Origin of the sequence: Variovorax sp. JS1663 (assembly GCF_002157355.1) — a bacterium.
Classification (GTDB): Bacteria; Pseudomonadota; Gammaproteobacteria; order Burkholderiales; family Burkholderiaceae_C; genus Variovorax.
The window spans coordinates 1-17223 of record NZ_LYMK01000040.1; the positions used below are offsets into that span (position 1 = coordinate 1).

Genomic DNA, 17223 nt, shown 5'->3' on the forward strand with positions numbered 1-17223 from the left:
CTGAAGGACATCGGCATGAAGGAAGCCGACCTGGACCGCGCCGCGGACATCGCAGTGGCCAACCCCTACTGGAACCCGCGCCCCTTCGGCCCGGCCGAGCGCGATGCGATCCGCGCGCTGCTGCAGCGCGCGTACATCGGCGCGCCGCCGGCCTGAAGGCATCGAACCGTTTTGTGCAGGTAGACAACGAAGAAGGAGACAACCATGGCCCTCAATCGCAGACAGTTCACCCAGGCCGCAGCGGCTCTTGCTGCCGGCAGCGCCGCGCCGCTGGCGTTCGCCGCCGACACCCTCAAGATCGGCTACGTCTCGCCGCAGACCGGCCCGCTCGCGCCCTTCGGCGAGGCCGACAAGTGGGTCATCGACCAGATGAAGACCGCCTTCAAGGACGGCCTGAGCGTGGGCGGCAGGAAGTACGCGGTGCAGATCGTCCTGAAGGACAGCCAGTCCAATCCCAACCGCGCGGGCGAGGTCGCCAACGACCTGATCCTCAAGGACAAGGTGGCGCTGGTGCTCACCGCCGGCACGCCCGAGACGGCCAACCCGGTGAGCGACGCCTGCGAGCTCAACGAGGTGCCCTGCATCTCCAGCGTGGTGCCCTGGCAGCCGTGGTTCTTCGGCCGCAAGGGTGACCCGGCCAAGGGCTTCGCCTGGACCTACCACCTGTTCTGGGGCCTGGAGGACGTCATCGCCAACTTCACCAACGGCTGGAAGACGGTCGCCACCAACAAGAAGGTCGGCGGCCTGTTCCCGAACGACGGCGACGGCAACGCCTGGGGCGACAAGGAGCTGGGCTTTCCCAAGCCGCTGTCGCAGATGGGCTTCACCCTCACCGACCCGGGCCGCTTCCAGAACGGCACGCAGGACTTCAGCGCGCAGATCGCCGCTTTCAAGCGCGACAACGTCGAGATCGTGACCGGCGTGGTGATCCCGCCCGATGCCAAGACCTTCCTCACCCAGGCGCGGCAGCAGGGCTTCAAACCCAAGGTCATCACGCTGGGCAAGGCGCTGCTGTTCCCCGGCGCGATCGAGGCGCTGGGCGACCTGGGCGACGGCCTCTCCACCGAGGTGTGGTGGAGCCCCTCGCATCCCTTCACGTCCAGCCTGACGAAGCAGAGCGCCAAGTCGCTGGCCGAGGCCTACGAGGCCGGCGCGAAGAAGCAGTGGACCCAGCCCATCGGCTTCGCGCACGCGCTCTTCGAGGTGGCATCCAATGCGCTCACGCGCGCCAAGTCGGTCAAGGCCGCCGACGTGCGCGACGCCGTCGCCGCGACCTCGCTCGACACCGTCGTCGGCCCGGTGAAGTGGGGCGGCCAGGGCCCGTTCAAGAACGTCAGCAAGACACCGCTGGTGCTGGGCCAGTGGGGCAAGGGCCAGAAGTACAAGTACGAGCTGACCCTCGTCAACAACGAGGCCGCGAAGAACATTCCCACCAGCGGCACTTTGAAGCTGCTGTGAACGGTCAAGTGCCATGACCCTTCTCGCGCTGCACGGCGTTCGCAAGTCCTACGGGGCGCTCAAGGTCACCGACGACATCACGCTCGCGGTGACCGAGGGCGAGACCCTGGGCATCCTCGGGCCGAACGGCGCGGGCAAGACCACGCTGTTCAACCTGATCTCGGGCGACGTGCGCGTCGACGCCGGGCGCGTGGAGTACCAGGGGCGCGACGTGACCGGCCTCAAGCCGCACCAGCGCTGCCATGCCGGCATCGGCCGCAGCTACCAGGTGCCGCAGCCCTTCGGCAACATGAGCGTGTTCGAGAACCTGGTCACGGCCGCCTGCTTCGGCGGCGGCCAGGCCGAGCGCGAGGCCTGGCAGACCGCGCACGAGGTGCTGGCCGAGACCGGGCTGATGGCCCATGCCAACAAGCCGGCCGGCGGGCTCACGCTGCTCAACCGCAAGCGGCTCGAACTGGCGCGCGCCTTGGCCACGCGGCCGAAGCTCCTGCTGCTCGACGAGATCGCGGGCGGCCTGACCGAGCCGGAGGCGCAGGAACTCGTGGAGGAACTCCAGCGCATCAAGGCGCGCGGCGTGACCATGATCTGGATCGAGCACGTGGTGCATGCCCTGCTGTCGCTGGCCGACCGCCTCTTCGTCATCAACTTCGGGCAGAAGCTGGCCGAGGGCGAACCGCGGGCGGTGATGAACGATGCCGAGGTGCGGCGGGTGTACATGGGGATGGAAGCATGAGCCGCCGGGCCGCTCCCAAGGCGAATACCGCAGCGCGGAGCGCGGAGGTTTTCCAATGACGAACCTGCTCGAATCCCGCGGCCTGCAGGCCTTCTACGGCGATGCCCAGGCACTGTTCGGCGTCGACGTGTCGCTCGCGCAGGGCGAACTGGTCGCCATCATCGGCGCCAACGGCGCGGGCAAGTCCACGCTGCTGAAATGCCTGACGGGCCTGGTGCGCGCGCCGCGCGAGGCGGTGCGCTTCAAGGGCGATCCCATCGGCGGCCTTCCGCCCGGCGAGATCGTCAAGCGCGGCCTGGCCATGGTGCCCGAGGGTCGCCGCCTCTTCCCCAGCCTGAGCGTGGAGGAGAACCTGCTGATCGGCGGCCTCACCGGCCGCAAGGGGCCCTGGAACCTGCAGCGCCTCTATGGCCTGTTCCCCATCCTGGCCGAGAAGCGCCACAGCCCCGGCACGTCGCTCTCCGGCGGCCAGCAGCAGATGGTGGCGCTGGGCCGCGCGCTGATGAGCAACCCCGAGCTGCTGCTGTGCGACGAGCTGTCCCTGGGCCTGGCGCCGATCGTCATCCGCGAGATCTACGCCGCCATGCCCGCCATCACCGGCGAGGGCATGACGGTGGCGATCGTCGAGCAGGACGTCACCATGGCGCAGCGCGTGTCGCAGCGCATCTACTGCCTGCAGGAGGGCCGCGTCTCGCTCACCGGCCGCTCGGATGCGCTGTCGCGCGAGCAGATCTCGCAGGCCTACTTCGGCCTCTGACAAGGACACGTACGCGCCATGCTCGACATCCTCGTCCAAGGCATCCTGCTCGGCGGCCTCTACACGCTCTTCGCGCTGGGCCAGTCGCTGATGTTCGGCGTCATGCGCCTGACCAACACCGCGCAGGGCGACTTCATCATCCTCGGCGCCTTCGCCGTCATCGCCGGCACCGCGCTGGCGGGCGGCGCGCCCTTCCTCGTCGCACTGGCGGTGCTGCCGCTGGCCTTCGGCTTCGGCTATGCCATGCAGCGCTATGTGCTCAACGGCACCCTGGGCAAGGACCCGCTGCCGTCGCTGGTCGTGACCTTCGGCCTCTCGATCGTGATCCAGAACCTGCTGCTGGAGCTGTTCTCGGCCGATCCGCGATCGATCGAGACCGACGGGCTCAACACGCGCGGCCTGGCGCTCGGCGATTCGCTCTCGGTCGGCGTGCTGCCGCTGGTGATCCTCGCCGTCGCGGTCGGCGCCACCGCCGCGCTGCAGTGGCTGTTCGCGCGCACCGCGCTCGGCCGCTCCTTCCGCGCCGTCTCGGACGATCGCGAGATCGCCGAACTGATGGGGCTCAACGCGAAGAAGGTGTATGCCTTCGCGACCGCCATCGCCTTCGTGCTGATCGCCGTGGCCGGCGCGCTGCAGGGCATGCGCACGACGGTCTCGCCCTCCGACGGTCCGTTGCTGCTGCTGTTCGCCTTCGAGGCCGTGATCATCGGCGGCATGGGCTCCTTCTGGGGCACGCTGGCCGGCGCCATGATCCTGGGCATCACGCAGCAGATCGGCTTCCGGCTCGACCCCGGCTGGGGCATCTGGGTCGGCCACATCGTGTTCCTCGTCGTGCTGGTGCTGCGGCCGCAGGGACTGTTCCCGAAGACGCGAGGTTGATGCGATGACCAAGAACCCCGTCCTGACGACGGCCGCCACCCATCCCGGCTTCGAGGTGGTGCGCGGCACCGCCGCGAGCCGGGCCGCGCTCGGCATCTCCATTGCGCTCGTCCTGCTCGCCGCGAGCCTGCCCTTCTGGGGCGAATCGAGCTGGATGCGCGAGTTCGTCGAGATCGCCTGCTACTTCATCTTCGCGATGATGTGGAACCTGCTGGCCGGCTACGGCGGCATGGTCAGCATCGGGCAGCAGGCCTTCTTCGGCTTCGGCGGCTACGTGATGCTGATGCTGGGCAACTTCGCGGGGCTCAATCCCTTTGTCGCCATCCCGCTGGGTGCGCTGGCCGCGGGGGCGATCGCGGTGCCGGTGTCCTATGTCGCGTTCCGGCTCTCGGGCGGCTACTTCGCCATCGGCACCTGGGTGATCGCCGAGGTCTTCCGCCTCAGCTTCGCCAACGTCTCGGCGGTGGGCGGCGGCTCGGGCACCACGCTCACCGCGCTGCGCGGCATCGAGCGCGCCACGCGCGAGAGCGTGACCTACTGGATGGCGCTGGCCTGCGTGGTCGCGGCCATCGCGCTGGTCTATCTGTTCCTGCGCAGCAAGCGCGGCCTGGCGCTGCTGGCGATCCGCGACAACGAGGTGGCGGCCGAATCGCAGGGCATCCCGGTCGCGCGCATGAAGCTCGCGGTCTACGTGGTCGCGGCCTTCGGCGCGGGCCTGGCGGGCGCGCTCTACTTCGTGGGCAACCTGCGTATCAGCCCCGACGCGGCCTTCAGCGTGAACTGGACCGCCTTCGCCATCTTCATGGTGGTGATCGGCGGCATCGGCCGCATCGAGGGGCCGCTGGTGGGGGCGCTCATCTTCTGGGCGCTCAACAAGTTCCTGAGCGACTACGGGACCTGGTACCTGCTGGGCCTGGGCGTGCTGGCGATCGTGGTGACGATCTTCTTCAAGCAGGGGCTGTGGGGGTTTGCGCAGCAGCGCTGGGGGTGGTCGCTGTTTCCGACGCAGCGGGTGCTGGTGCGGGGCGAGCCTGCCCCGAGGCGTTGAGTGGCAGCCTTGACCGAAGTATTTATTCAGATTAATATTCAGATATCTATTCATCTTGCCGATTCCCAAAGGGAAAACTAGGGAACTGAATCTATTCAAATGAGCGACCTGACGGAGCGCGTTCGTCAAACGCTCCAGGGGGCCGGTGCAGTCCGAAGCCCCGAGCTGCAGCAGGTCACTGGAGCCAGCCAGGCTTCGATTTCGCGCGCCTTGGCGCCGCTGCTTGCCGCCGGCGAGGTGCTCAAGGTCGGCCGCGCACGAAACCAGGCCTATGTCATGCCGCGCCGTGTGGAGGGTGCGGGCACCACCGGCACGATCCCGATCATGAAGGTGGACGGCACCGGCAAGGTCTCGGAGTTCGGCTCGCTGATCCCGTCCATGCGCGGCCGATGCTGGGTCGAGGAGTTCGATCCGCCTCTCGCGCAACTACACGACGGTCTCCCTTGGTTTCTGGCCGACATGCGGCCCCAGGGCTTCCTGGGGCGTGCGTTCGCGCATGCCCGGAGGGATCTGCGCCTGGCCGACAACCCTGAGCATTGGACGGACGACGACGTTCTGAAGGCGCTGTGCCAGGCCGGCGAGGACTTGCCGGGCAACCTGATCATCGGTGCGCAGTCTTTCGAGCGCTTCATGCACTCCCTGCCGGCTGATCGAGTGCCTCCCAGCAAGTATCCCGAGCTGGCCGAGGCCGCAATGCATGGCGCGCTTCCTGGATCGTCCGCGGGCGGCGAGCAGCCCAAGTTCTGCACAGTCCGCGAGGACGGCCAACCGGTGATCGTCAAGTTCTCGCCTGCTGGCGGCTCCGCGCCCGAGCGCCGGTGGGCGGATCTGCTGGTGTGCGAGCACCTGGCGCTGGCGACGCTGAGCGCGGCGGGCGTGCCCGCGGCGAAGACCCGGATCTTCAGCGGGGGCGGCCGTATCCTGCTCGAAGTGGAGCGCTTCGACCGCACGTCGCGCGGCCGCATCGGCATGGTCTCCCTGCTGGCCTTCGACAGCGAATACATCGGCCAGATCGACAACTGGGCGGCCACCGCCGAGCGCATGAGCACCCGCGGCCTGATGCGGTCGAGCGATGCCGACCGGCTCCGGCTGCTGGAGGCATATGGGCAACTGATCGGCAATACCGACCGGCACTACGGGAACATCTCGCTCGTCATCGATCCCTCGGGCAACTGGGCGCTGGCGCCGGCGTACGACACCCTGCCCATGATCTACGCGCCCGTGGCGGGCGAGCTGGTGTCTCGCGAGGACTTCGACCCGGGAAAGCTGGCGCCCACGGCCGACACGCTGCGGGTGTGGGACCAGGCCAGGGCGCTCGCCATCGCGTTCTGGCGCAGCGTGGCGGCGGAGAAACGAATCTCGAGCGCGTTCCGCCGGACGGCCAAAGGTCACGCGGGCAGCCTGGAGGCACATGAAGAACCGTTGCTGCCCGGCGCGGACGAACCCGTGTTTCAGCGAGCGCGGCCGAGTTGACGCCAGCGGGCCTCGTCGCGACTGCGCGGAGTGGTCGAGGCAGGGCGCCTGGAAGTGGCTGCCGTCGGCGCCGGAAGCAGGCCGCGGCGCGGTAGCGCCACGCGCGAATGCTGGCGCGCCGCAGAAGCTTCGAAGAATTGGGATGCGGCAGAGTTTCGCAAGTGCGGCGTCTTCAGCCGCCATGGCACCTATAGCGTGTTTCGATGGTCTGGATCGTTTCCTCGTTCTTGCCGCCAAACAGATGGTAGGCGGCCAACATTCGAAGACAGCGGAGGCGAAAATCAATGTGGCCTATCCGATCGGCAATTTCCAATGCGCGTTGCAAAGCCTTCTCGACCTGAGGCACGCAGCCTTGCAAAAACATCGTCGTGCCGGCGAGCGAGGCCTGAAGCTGCATCTCGAATGCGGCACCGGCGAATTGCGTCGCATCAAGCTGCCCGATGGCCCGTACGACATGTTGCCGACACTCCTCCATCAGCGACAGGTGCTCCCACAGCACGATACCGGCCACAGTCAGCTCGATCTGCAAATCTGCGCGGTCTTGGTCTTGTCCGGCCCAGGCAAGCGCACTGCGCAGGTCGTCTATGAATTGTTTGTAGGTCGCACCCCATTCAATAGCGGGGCGCTCCCCCCGTTCACGCGCGGCGCAGCGCAGCAGCTCAAGGACATGTTGAGCATGTCGGCTGCGAACTTCGTCTTCGACGCCGCTCGATCTCAAGAGGCCGGCGCAATAGTCGCGCGTCGTTTCGAGCATGCGGTAGAGAACATCCTCTCCATCCAGCTCCGTCGCGAGCAATGACTTTGACGCGAGTTGCGCAAGCCCTTCCGATGCATCGGGAACGGCGATTGCCGCGACGGCCGAAGCACTAACGGAATCGAAGCATGCGGGGAATGCCGAGACTGCGCGCAGGAGCGTGGCTTCATCTTCCGATAGCAGCCCATAGCTCCAGTCAAGCGTTGCAGTCAGTGTGCGGTGTCGCTTCGGTCCCGCTCTCCGACTTCCTAAAAGTCGGGACCCATCTTCAAGCTGCTTGAGTATGCCAGCGACACCGAATGCCTCAATGCGTGTCGCTGCAAGCTCGATGGCCAGCGCAACACCATCCAGCCTCCGACATATCTCCGCAATTGCCGGAACGTCGGCATCCCGCAGCTTGAACCGATCCAGGGTTTCAGCAGCCCTGTCGACGAACAGCTGGACGGCTGGAAATGTGAGCGCCTCCGTCGCACGGAGATGGGACGACTCGAAAGGTGTGCCTAGGCCGGGAAGGCGACGGACGCGTTCTCCCGACACCCGCAGTGGCTCCCTACTTGTCACAAGAATTCGTGGGCATACAGTTGTTGCCAGAATCCGCTCAACGCATTCGGCCGTCGCGTTGATCATCTGATCGCAGTTGTCAAGAACAAGCAAGACATGTCGCCCATGCAATGCTTCACACAGCGCGCCAAGCACGTCTGCCGTGTGAACCGTCAGCCGCATCGTTGCTGCCAGCGCGTTCGGGATCAGAGCGGGGCTGTTCACCAAGGTCAGGTCGATCCACCATGCGCCGTCCCTGAATCCGGAAGCCGCTTGCTCCGCGGCGGCCAGCGCGACAGTTGTCTTTCCGATGCCCCCGGCACCGACGATCGATACGAGGCGCGTGACGCCGAGGTCATGTTGAATCGCGTTGATCGCTTCCCGTCTCCCGAAGATCTTTGTTCGCGCGATCGGAAAGTTGTGCCCAGGTCCACTTGGTTCGGCCAAAGGAGCCGAATGACCCATTTCGTCCCCAGTTTGAACTCCCGCGATAAAGCGGTACCCCCGGCCGTTCACTGTCGCGATGTACCTGCAGGGGCCAGGACCGTCGCCGAGAACTCTTCTTAGGTTGGCAATGTTGACTTTGAGGTTGCCCTCTTCCACGACGGTTTTATGCCAAACACGCTCCATGAGTTCTTGCTTGCTCACGAGCTGACCAGAGCGCTCCAGAAGCATCAACAAGATGTCAATTGCGCGCCCGCCGATGCGCACCTGAACGCCGTCCCGCAGAAGGAGTTGGCGCCCAGGCAGCAACTCAAACGGCCCAAAGATGTATGAGCAGTGAGTTCTGTCGACGAAGTCATTCGGCAATGCCGTCTCCTGGTGGCGATCTATTCTTTCGCGAACAGTGTCAGATTCCGAAACTCCTGCCCCCTGAGCCACCTGTCGCCGGCAGGCTTGGCGGACCTCACCTGCATCAGCTCCATCGGAGCAGGGTCGGTCGGGATCCGAACAATCGGAAGCTCGCGAGCCGAATCCAATGGCTCCGCTGCGACCTGGGCGCGTCGCTGAGGCGCCCGTGGTGACGTCGCCAGCGGGCGCAATCGTCGCCGTGGGTCCAGCCGCATTAGCACTCCCAGTGCAAGCGGCGGTCCTTAGCGGATGAACTGCTTCACGTAGTCTTCGCCGAGGCCGACGGTCTCGTAGTGCTGGGCTGCCGCTTCGATCTTGGTGAACACGTCTTCGTGTCCGACCGGCATGCCCTCCCCGTTGAGATAGGTGTAGGCACCGGTGACGTGGAACAGCGTCATCATTTCGCTCACGTCGTCGGGCACGTACAGGGTGTGCACCTCGCCGGGCACTTCGTGGGCGTAAGAGCCTTCGGTGGCCGTCCATTCGTGTTCGAGGTAGTACCAACGGCCTTTCAGCACGTGAGCATGAACGGGGCCGTCGTGCCGATGGCGCGACAACACGCCAGTCTTGCGCACACGAAGGATGTTGACGAAGTATCCTTGCGTGACATTCAGCATGAGCGGGCGGAACCAGACGTTCGCAGATTGCGGCACCCACTGTCTTTCATCCTCGGGAAGGACCTCCGGAATCACGAGCTCGGGCGCAGCGAAGCGTGGGATCGGCACGCGGAAGCCGACGAGGCCAGGCGGATGGGAGCGGGCAGTTGATCGGGACATGAGGAGCCTTATTTGAGGTTGCAGGAAGCCTTAGAGACGATGGCGCGATCGAAACGGCGGAACCAGCCCGTGGTTTCGCGCGTAAAGAAGGCCGTGAGGAGGAAGGCCACCAACATCAGACCGGAGATGAAGTACAGAGCGTCGTTGTAGCCCTCGACCACGCCGAAACCGCCCTTTGCCCCGATCAGCGCGCCGATCACGAAGGGTCCGAAGCCGCCAAGGTAGATGCCGACGTTGATGATTGCGCCGGCGATGCCCGAAGTGCCGGGCTTCGTCGAATCGAAGGCGATGGCGTAGACCAGCGTGTACGGCGCGTTCAGTGCCAGCCCGGCGAACAGCTGGATCGCGACCAGCGCTGCCAGGCTGACGTAGGTGTACTTGAAAAGCAGCAGCGCCACCGCGAGCCAGACAAAAAGAATCATCAGGCAGAGCTTGCGGCCGATCCGATCGGAGAGCCAGCCCCAGCCGATCTGTCCGAGGCCGCCGGTGATCGTGAAGAGCACGCTGTAGGCCGCCGCTTCGGCGAAGTTGTACTTGGCGACGAAGGCGAGGTACTGCGGCAACCAGAAGCTGATGCCGAAGTAGCCGACGATCGCCAGCAGCGAAACGATGGCGATGACCAGAATGTTCGGATTCTTCAGCGCGACCAATAGTGAGCCCTTCGGCGCGCCGTTGCCGTGCCCGGCGAAGTCCGCGGAAGGGGGCGTCTCGCCGGCGGCGGCCACGTGCTGTTCGAGCGCCTTGTAGTTTTTCTCACTGCAGTAGCGCCAGTAGATGAGGAACGCGATGAACATCGGGATAGGAAACAGCAGGAACGCGAGGCGCCACTGATCTGGCCCATAGACGCCGAGCAGTGCGCTAACGGCGAGGCCCCCGATCAGGGTGCCCCACGGATAGCCAGTGTGATGCACGCCGAGAGCGAAACCGCGGCGCTCGCGCGACCACCATTCGGAGAGAGACGTGACCTCGATGGCCTCCCCGGCGCCGCCGAACGCGTGCGACAGCACCTGCATCAGCACGAGCAGGCCGATGGTGCCAGTCCAGGCATTGATGCCGGTGAAGAAGGTGAAGATGGTGTAGCCGATCACGATCGGCAAATGGCGATACTTGCGCCGCCAGCCGTGGCCGCCGCGATCGGCCCACACCATCGCTGGGATCGCGATCAGCGCCGTGGCCATTGTGATCATCGTGGCATAGAGGCCCATGGTGGCTGCGTCAGTGCCGAACTCCTGCGTGATCGAGGGCAGCACCATGAAGAACATCTGGCGCGAATTGGCATCGAGCGCATAGATGACCCACAACAGTGCGAGCGCGATCCAGGATTGTCGGGCGACGCCCGACCGCTTCGTGCCGTAAGCGCCGATCGAACCGGCAGTGCCCTTGTGGGCGGAGATGGATTCCATTGCAAGCTCCAGTTAGGTGGGTGGCGGCAACGGCACGGCCGCCCGCGGCGCCGTGACGCGCCACGAGTTGCCTGCGATTGCGATGAAGGAGGGCGGCACGGCCCGCTCGGGGCCGCTCAGTCCGTCTGCGTTAGACGCGCGGCTCGACGAAGAAGCCGACAATCTCGGGCAGCACCTGCTCGGGTGCTTCGAGCGTCGGGCTGTGGCCGATCTTCTTGAGACGGATTAGCTTTGAATTTGGCAGATTGGCCTTCATCTGATCGGACCAGGCGGGCGGACGCGGCATGTCTTCCTCTCCGTTGATGATCAGCACCGGGATGTGTATTGAGGGCAGCAATTCCACCGAGCTCTCACGGTGCATCACGCCCTTCATCGCCGGCCGCAGCGCCTTCGGTAGCGACGCGATCCGCTCGCGCCAGTACGACACCATCGCCTGCTTGGCTGGATCAGCGCGTGTAGTCTCGCCGAACATCACGCGCATGGTCATTTCCAGGATCTCGCCAGTGAAGCCATGGTTGCCGGCATCGACCACCCACTGCGCGAACAGCGCCCCCTGGTCCGCCGGCTCGGAACAGGCGGAAGAGCCCGCGACGATCAGCGATCGGAACAGCTCCTGGCGCCTTGCGATCAGGCGGAACGCAACGTCGCCGCCCATCGACTGGGCCATCACGTTGATCGAGCTCAGGCCCATCAACTCGATCAGTGCTTCCATGTCGTCCGCGCATTGATCCATCGTGATGATGTCGACGTCTTCGATCGCGCTGCGGCCCTGACCACGGAAGTCCGGACGAACGACACGGAACCGGCCTTCGGCGGCCTGAACCAGTTCATCGAACATCGTGCCGTCGAGAAAGCAGGAGTGCAGGCAGAGGATGATCGGAAGATGCTGCTCCCCGGTGTCCTCGACCCAGAGTGTCGTGCCGTTGACCCGCATGAATTTGCCTTGTGCCATGAGAAGTGCTCCGTCGTAAGTGTGTTGATGGGATTGAAGATCAATGCCGGGCGTGGCGCGCGTCGGTCTTTTCGAGGAAGGCGCGTACCGTCTCGCAGAACTCCAGCGGGTTCTCGATCATCGGGTAGTGTCCGGTGCCGGCGAGCACCGCGATCTCGCTGCCCGGAATGCGCGACGCGGTGTCTTCCACGCGGCTCTGGCTCACGAGCCAATCTGCATCGCCGCGCAGCAGCAGCACGGGGGCGTCGATGCGGCCGACACGTTCGCGCTGATCGAAGTTGCCATAGCCCGTAAGGTCGCCGCGCATTACTTCGGGCGTCGTGCGCGAGATCTGCCAGACGACGTCGCGGGCGCGGTCCGGTGGCGTGCGGTCTCCGGTCATTGAACGCGACCAAGCGGCGATGATGTCGGTGCCGTTCATCAGCAGCATGTCGAGAAAGAACTCGGAGACGGTGGGCGTGTGGTCCGCGCCTTCGGCGGCGACGATCGCGCTGTAGGCGCCCGGCCGGCGGGCGCCGAGCTCGAGCACCATGTTGCCGCCCATCGAGCAGCCGATGATCACCGGCTTCACCAAGCCGAGCTGATCCATTAGTTTCTCGTTGAACTCGGCGTGGCGGGTGAGGTTGCGAAACGGGCCATCGGCCGGCAGCTGCGATTTCGCATGGCCCGGCGCATCGACCGCGATTACACGGTACTGGTCTGAGAGGCCCTCGAGCACGTGGCGGTACATCAGCGTGTCCTGCGATGCCGCGTGGAAGCAGACGATCGGCGTACCTTCGCCGGCCTCTTCGCAATAAACGCGGATGCCGTCGACCTTGAGATACCTGCCAATGATCTCCTTGCCGGAGGGCCTGCCATCCGGCGATGGCGCCACCGTGCGGACGTTGGTTCTGCCGACGCGCGGCATCGCATCGAAGGCCCGCGCCATCATGTCCACAAAGCGCCAGGCGGCCACCGCGTTGCCGGAAAGCGCGAGGTGGCCCAGCCCGGGCGACAGCGCCTCGAACCAGTCGATTCGGCCCTCAAGTACCCGCTGCCACTCCTCGTTAGGGCCGCCAACCACGATATCAGCACCTAGCGGAAAGCCGCTGGCGTGAGCCGCGACCGCTCGACCGCCGACCACGCTGAGCGTGGCGTGGCCGTGGTCATGGTCGAAACGGATCTGGCCACTGAAATACTTGGCCGCCTTCGTCCACTCGACGTCGGCATTGAGTTCGGCGGTGTAGAGGCTCCACCAGGTATCGTCCGAAAGTTGAAACATGAGCAGTCTCCGAAGTAATTGCCATCTGGTATCTGAAGCGCTTCAAAAATGGAGGGAACTTGCGCGCAGAGATCCAAAGGAGGGATGAGTCAGAAGAGGATATGAAGCGCTTCAAGTATGGACGATCATGTTCGCGCATGAATAGGTAGAAACCCGCGGAATGACATTTCTGCTAAGTGAATTTCCCAGCGTGCCTGCCCCCGGAAAAGCCGCCTCGTCCGCCAAGTGAGGACAGTTCCATGAAGCGCTTCAAATCGACTGGATGCCTATCCGTAACTCCACTGAAGCGCTTCATCAACGAGCTATGATGTTTGCAACACTGCACCGAGACTCATCATGAATACACCGTCGGGCTCACGCCCAACGCTTGAGCACGTTGCGAAGCTGGCCGGCGTCTCGCTCGGCAGTGCATCGCGGGCGCTGTCCGTGCCGGATCAGGTGAAGCCCAAGACCCTTGCTTCGGTCAGGCGCGCCGTCGAGCAACTCGGCTATGTCAGCAATGGCGCGGCGCGGGCGCTGGCCTCGAGGCGCACGTATACGATCGGCGCGGTCTATCCGACGATGTACAACCAGGCCTTCGTCGAATCGCTGCACACGCTGCAGCAGACCCTGTGGGGCTACAACTACCAGCTCGTGCTGGCGATCCACGAGTACGATCCGGACCGCGAGTACGAAGTCGTGCGGGCTATCGTGGAGCGGGGGGTCGATGGTGTCGTCCTGGCGGCCACGTCTCACGCTGACAGAGTGTTCGATCTGATCCGCCAACGCCGTCTGCCGCTCGTCGTGACCTGGCAATCCGATGAGCCGCGATACGGCCAGAGTGTCGGCTTCGACAACCGCAGGGCCACTTACGAGATGACCCGTCGGGTGCTTGGACACGGCCATCACGACATCGCGGTTGTGTGTGGCTCGCGAATGCACAACCAGCGAGCGCGGCAGCGCGTGCAGGGCACGATCGATGCGATGAAAGAGGCGGGACTCGAACTGCGTCCCGACCGGATCGTCGAGGTCCCCTTTTCCATCGAAGGTGGGCGGACGGCCCTGCGGCAGCTCGCGGGCGGAAAGGGCCGTCCTACGGCGTTGATCTGCCACACTGATCTTCAGGCCATCGGCGTGTTGCACGAGTGCCGCGCGCTTGGGATCAGGGTACCCGAAGACCTCTCGGTCACCGGCATGGACGACATCGAGCTTTCGGCGCTGACCACACCAGGCCTGACCACGCTGCAGGTGCCTACGAGAGAGATCGGCAGGCTCGCGGCCCGTCGCATCGTAGGCATGATCGAGAACGAGACGGTCACTGATCCCACCGAACTCGATTGCCCTATCGTCCTTCGCGACAGCCTGGGGCCTGTTCCCTCTGGCGCGCCGAAGAGTGCGCGCGGGATCCGCGAGACTCAAGTCGAACTGTAGGGCGCGGGCTTGGCACTTCAAGTCCGGGTGCGTCGAAGCCCGAGCGGTCTCCGAATGCTCACTGGCGCGCCTGTCTGCTAACGCAGGGCTGTGCAGTTCCGCAAGACTTCAAGAAGCAGCTCGCGCGATGAGCTCATTGCGATGGCGTGCCGCCTGTTGTTGAGGTTCTTAGGTGCCAGGAGTGCATCATTTCTGGTAGGACGTTACCCTCTCCCGATGAGATGCGGCGGCCGTCCATCTTTGTGCGCTGCTGGTTAACCAGATCCCCGTCCGCCCGCAGCGCCGCCATTCACCCTTGTTGACCACTCTTAACGCGTCATTTCTGCGGTTCCCACCTAGAGTTGGCGCTGGTCGCACTGCTGTACTACGCAAGGACATTGGGGGGGCTGCATGCCATTCGCCGTCTACATCTTCGCGTTGAGCGCTTTTGCACTCGGGCTTGCAGAATTTGCACCCATTGGCCTCAGCGCGATTGTCGCGGCAGACATGGGCGTGGATCTTGCCCTGGCCGGTAAGTCCATCACGCTCTTCGCGCTCGGCGCCACGATTGCAGCGCCCATTCTGTCGGCGCTGACGTCGCACTGGACACGCAAGAACACGATGCTCATCACGATGGCCGTCTTCTGGATCGGCAGCGCCATTGCCGCCTTCGCGCCAACGATCACCGTGCTCCTGATCGCGCGGTTCATTGCAGGCCTTGGGCATGGGCTTTTCCTCGCCGTGGCCTCAAGCACGGCGGCCAGGCTGGTCGGGCCCGCGAAGGCTGGGGCGGCCGTGGCTGTCGTCTTTGGAGGCTTCACGCTGGCGATGGCAGTGGGCGTACCCATCAGCACGTACCTGGGCGGCATCGTTTCATGGCGCCCCATATTCGCCGCGATCGCGGTGTTCGGTGCGATGGGCATGGTGGGCCTCCGGTTCGGCATGCGCTCGAGCGAAGAGCCCAGTTCAGTCGAGACATCGGGAACAGTCAGACAAGCGGTGGCCGCATTGGCCAGCCCGTTGCTGCTGTCCTCGGCGCTGATCACCGTACTGGGATTCGGTGGGTCCTTCACGGTCTACACCTACATCGCGCCACTGCTCACCCAGGCCGCACAGGTCGGCGCATCGACGGTGGGCGCATTCATGCTCCTCTATGGCGTCTTCGCCGCCGTGGGCAACCTGATCGGCGGTTCGCTCACCGACCGCCTGGGCGCAAACCGCGCGGCGATGACAATCATCGGAGGCATTGCGCTCGTGGCTTTCGGTATTTGGTTGTTCGCTGCCTCGCCCGTCGCGATGGGCATTCTGGTCGCGCTGCTGGGCCTGTTCAGCTTCGCGTCGGTGCCTGCGCTCCAGGCTCGCTTGATCGGCATGGCTGCGCAGTGCTCACCGGAGGCTCAGAATGTGGCCGCCGGCCTGAACGTCGCCGGCTTCAACTTTGGCATCGCATTGGGCTCGTTGCTGGGCGGCGCCATCGTGGCAACTTCGGACATCGCGTACACCGGCCTGGCAGGCGCCGCGATGTCTGCGCTGGGCCTCGTGGTGTTGGGCATTCAAGTATCGCGTGGCATGGGCTCCACGTCGCGCGCGGTCCGCACCGCAGGGCACTGCGTCTAGCCGAAGCAGTGGCGGTCGGCATCTGCCGACTGTTTGCTGACCACTTCTCGTGCTCAAGCCACGCAGCAAGGACCGCCAGTTCGCAGGCAGACGCGGCCCGCAATGAGGAGGATTCCAGTGTTCGACGCGTGCTAAGCCGGCGCTTCACCGCGCCGCTGGGCCTTCAACGGCCTGGTTGACCGCGAGTGCCGGTCCAAACCCGCGCAATCAAATAGGGAGCGCGCCGCGTATCAGCCTCGCCCGTGAAGGCGGGATTGCGATGCAGCTGGGTGATGGCCACGTACAGCCAGGAGTCTGGCCCGAAGTGCAGGTTGTCGGGCCAAAGGAATCGGGGATCGCGCACGAACGGCTTCAACTCTCCCTTTGACGTCAGGATGTCGATGCCGTTGTCGGCCAGGTTCGTGATGAAGTGGTTACCTTCCGCGTCCGTGCTTGCACCGTCTGAAACGGGCTTGGAGCCGACACGCTGAATGGCTGAAGCAATCTGGGCATCTGCAGCGCCCTCCCGTAACAGTCGGGCGGGAACCGAGTACCAGTTGATGCCGTTCATGGCTCCGAAGTAAATGGTTTCGCCATTGGCCGATAGGGTGATCGGATTGATGCCGATGCGTGCCGGTGATTTGCTTCCCCCTTCACCGCCCAAAAGGAAGGGCTTGCCCTCTACCACCACGTCGATGTCTTCGGCGGCCAGCGACGGGTGACCCCGGAAGCGGCGCGCCGTGTTGCGCTGGATGTCGACGATGACGATGGCCGATCGGCACCACAGTCGGCAACGTAGACAAAGCCTCGATCCGTATCGATCGCCAGATCCTGAAGGACTTGCCCGTCCGGTGCCATGGAGCATTCGAAGTCGTGACGATGGGTCAGCTTGCGACTGTGGATGTCGAACGCGACCAGCTTGGGTGGCTGAGGCTTCGCGATCCAGTTGCCATGATCGATGATCCACAGTCGATCCTTGGTGTCAATTACCACGCCATGCGGTGTGTTGAGTACCTTGCGGCCTGATGCCGTCAGTTCGTTCCAGCTGATGTCCGGGAAGGGGATGTGCGACCGGCGACCGGTGATCTCGATCAAGCCGGGGGCGCTCGCCCAGCATGCTCGCGAACACGCGTCCCGTCCGGGAGGCGGTGACATTGCCCGGCGCGATATCGAGTTCGGCGACGATCTCGATCTGCCCGACCTTCGGCTCGCCCTGGGCTTCGCTCGCAGCGGTACGCTGGTCATAGCGATCTCTCCGTATGAGCCTCAGGCGACCGTCCGCAGTACGCGCTGGTCTCTGAACAGCGGTGCGTCCCACCATCCAACACCGGCAAGCGACGCGGCTGTATCAG

15 protein-coding genes and 1 pseudogene are annotated in these 17223 nt (G+C 64.7%); 9 read left to right on the forward strand and 7 right to left on the reverse strand.

Going from position 1 to position 17223, the window contains the following annotated elements:
• From A8M77_RS35560 to yjjJ, 7 genes and pseudogenes are all read left to right on the forward strand, one after another.
• Positions 1-156: pseudogene (locus tag A8M77_RS35560) on the forward strand (maleylacetate reductase); the annotation flags it as partial.
• Positions 157-204: 48 nt separating this feature from the next.
• A complete protein-coding gene (locus tag A8M77_RS26360; protein ID WP_086924489.1) occupies positions 205-1458 on the forward strand; it encodes an ABC transporter substrate-binding protein in 1254 nt (417 codons plus the stop codon).
• A gap of 13 nt (positions 1459-1471) precedes the next feature.
• The gene (locus A8M77_RS26365) at positions 1472-2191 is read left to right on the forward strand and encodes an ABC transporter ATP-binding protein (protein ID WP_086924490.1); all 720 of its coding nucleotides are present in this window, start codon (positions 1472-1474) and stop codon (positions 2189-2191) included.
• Positions 2192-2246: 55 nt separating this feature from the next.
• Entirely contained in the window at positions 2247-2948 is a 702-nt protein-coding gene (locus tag A8M77_RS26370) for an ABC transporter ATP-binding protein (RefSeq protein WP_086924491.1), read from the forward strand.
• Positions 2949-2966: 18 nt separating this feature from the next.
• Positions 2967-3827, forward strand: coding sequence for a branched-chain amino acid ABC transporter permease (locus A8M77_RS26375; protein WP_086924492.1), 861 nt, complete (start codon positions 2967-2969; stop codon positions 3825-3827).
• A gap of 4 nt (positions 3828-3831) precedes the next feature.
• Positions 3832-4875: a branched-chain amino acid ABC transporter permease gene (locus tag A8M77_RS26380; RefSeq protein ID WP_238136973.1), complete on the forward strand. Its 1044-nt coding sequence runs from the start codon at positions 3832-3834 to the stop codon at positions 4873-4875.
• A 99-nt stretch (positions 4876-4974) separates the two neighbouring features.
• Positions 4975-6348 carry a type II toxin-antitoxin system HipA family toxin YjjJ gene (yjjJ, locus tag A8M77_RS26385; protein ID WP_337590030.1) on the forward strand — a complete coding sequence of 458 codons (1374 nt, stop codon included), beginning with the start codon at positions 4975-4977 and terminating at the stop codon, positions 6346-6348.
• 172 nt (positions 6349-6520) lie between these two features.
• Here yjjJ and A8M77_RS26390 read toward each other — a convergent pair whose 3' ends face one another.
• The 5 genes from A8M77_RS26390 to A8M77_RS26410 all read right to left on the reverse strand — a co-directional run bounded on the left by A8M77_RS26390 (position 6521) and on the right by A8M77_RS26410 (position 12886).
• On the reverse strand, positions 6521-8452 hold the full coding sequence (locus A8M77_RS26390; RefSeq protein WP_086924494.1) for an ATP-binding protein: 1932 nt from the start codon (positions 8450-8452) through the stop codon (positions 6521-6523).
• A 284-nt stretch (positions 8453-8736) separates the two neighbouring features.
• Entirely contained in the window at positions 8737-9270 is a 534-nt protein-coding gene (locus tag A8M77_RS26395) for a 2,4'-dihydroxyacetophenone dioxygenase family protein (RefSeq protein ID WP_086924495.1), read from the reverse strand.
• Positions 9271-9278: 8 nt separating this feature from the next.
• Positions 9279-10673, reverse strand: coding sequence for an MFS transporter (locus A8M77_RS26400; RefSeq protein WP_086924496.1), 1395 nt, complete (start codon positions 10671-10673; stop codon positions 9279-9281).
• Positions 10674-10803: 130 nt separating this feature from the next.
• Entirely contained in the window at positions 10804-11625 is an 822-nt protein-coding gene (locus A8M77_RS26405; RefSeq protein WP_086924497.1) for an alpha/beta fold hydrolase, read from the reverse strand.
• 40 nt (positions 11626-11665) lie between these two features.
• Positions 11666-12886 (reverse strand): alpha/beta fold hydrolase, encoded by a 1221-nt coding sequence (locus A8M77_RS26410; protein WP_086924498.1) that lies wholly within the window; start codon positions 12884-12886, stop codon positions 11666-11668.
• A gap of 336 nt (positions 12887-13222) precedes the next feature.
• Between A8M77_RS26410 and A8M77_RS26415 the strand changes: the two genes are divergently transcribed.
• Both A8M77_RS26415 and A8M77_RS26420 read left to right on the forward strand, forming a co-directional pair.
• Positions 13223-14296, forward strand: a complete 1074-nt coding sequence (locus tag A8M77_RS26415; protein ID WP_086924499.1) for a LacI family DNA-binding transcriptional regulator — start codon at positions 13223-13225, stop codon at positions 14294-14296.
• A gap of 390 nt (positions 14297-14686) precedes the next feature.
• Positions 14687-15892 (forward strand): MFS transporter, encoded by a 1206-nt coding sequence (locus A8M77_RS26420; protein WP_086924500.1) that lies wholly within the window; start codon positions 14687-14689, stop codon positions 15890-15892.
• Positions 15893-16055: 163 nt separating this feature from the next.
• Here the strand turns inward: A8M77_RS26420 and A8M77_RS36625 are convergent, their stop codons facing one another.
• The gene (locus tag A8M77_RS36625) at positions 16056-16562 is read right to left on the reverse strand and encodes an L-dopachrome tautomerase-related protein (RefSeq protein WP_202820659.1); all 507 of its coding nucleotides are present in this window, start codon (positions 16560-16562) and stop codon (positions 16056-16058) included.
• A complete protein-coding gene (locus A8M77_RS36630) occupies positions 16553-16966 on the reverse strand; it encodes an L-dopachrome tautomerase-related protein (RefSeq protein ID WP_202820660.1) in 414 nt (137 codons plus the stop codon). Before A8M77_RS36630 ends, A8M77_RS36625 begins: the two co-directional genes overlap by 10 nt.
• Positions 16967-17223 lie beyond the last annotated feature (257 nt).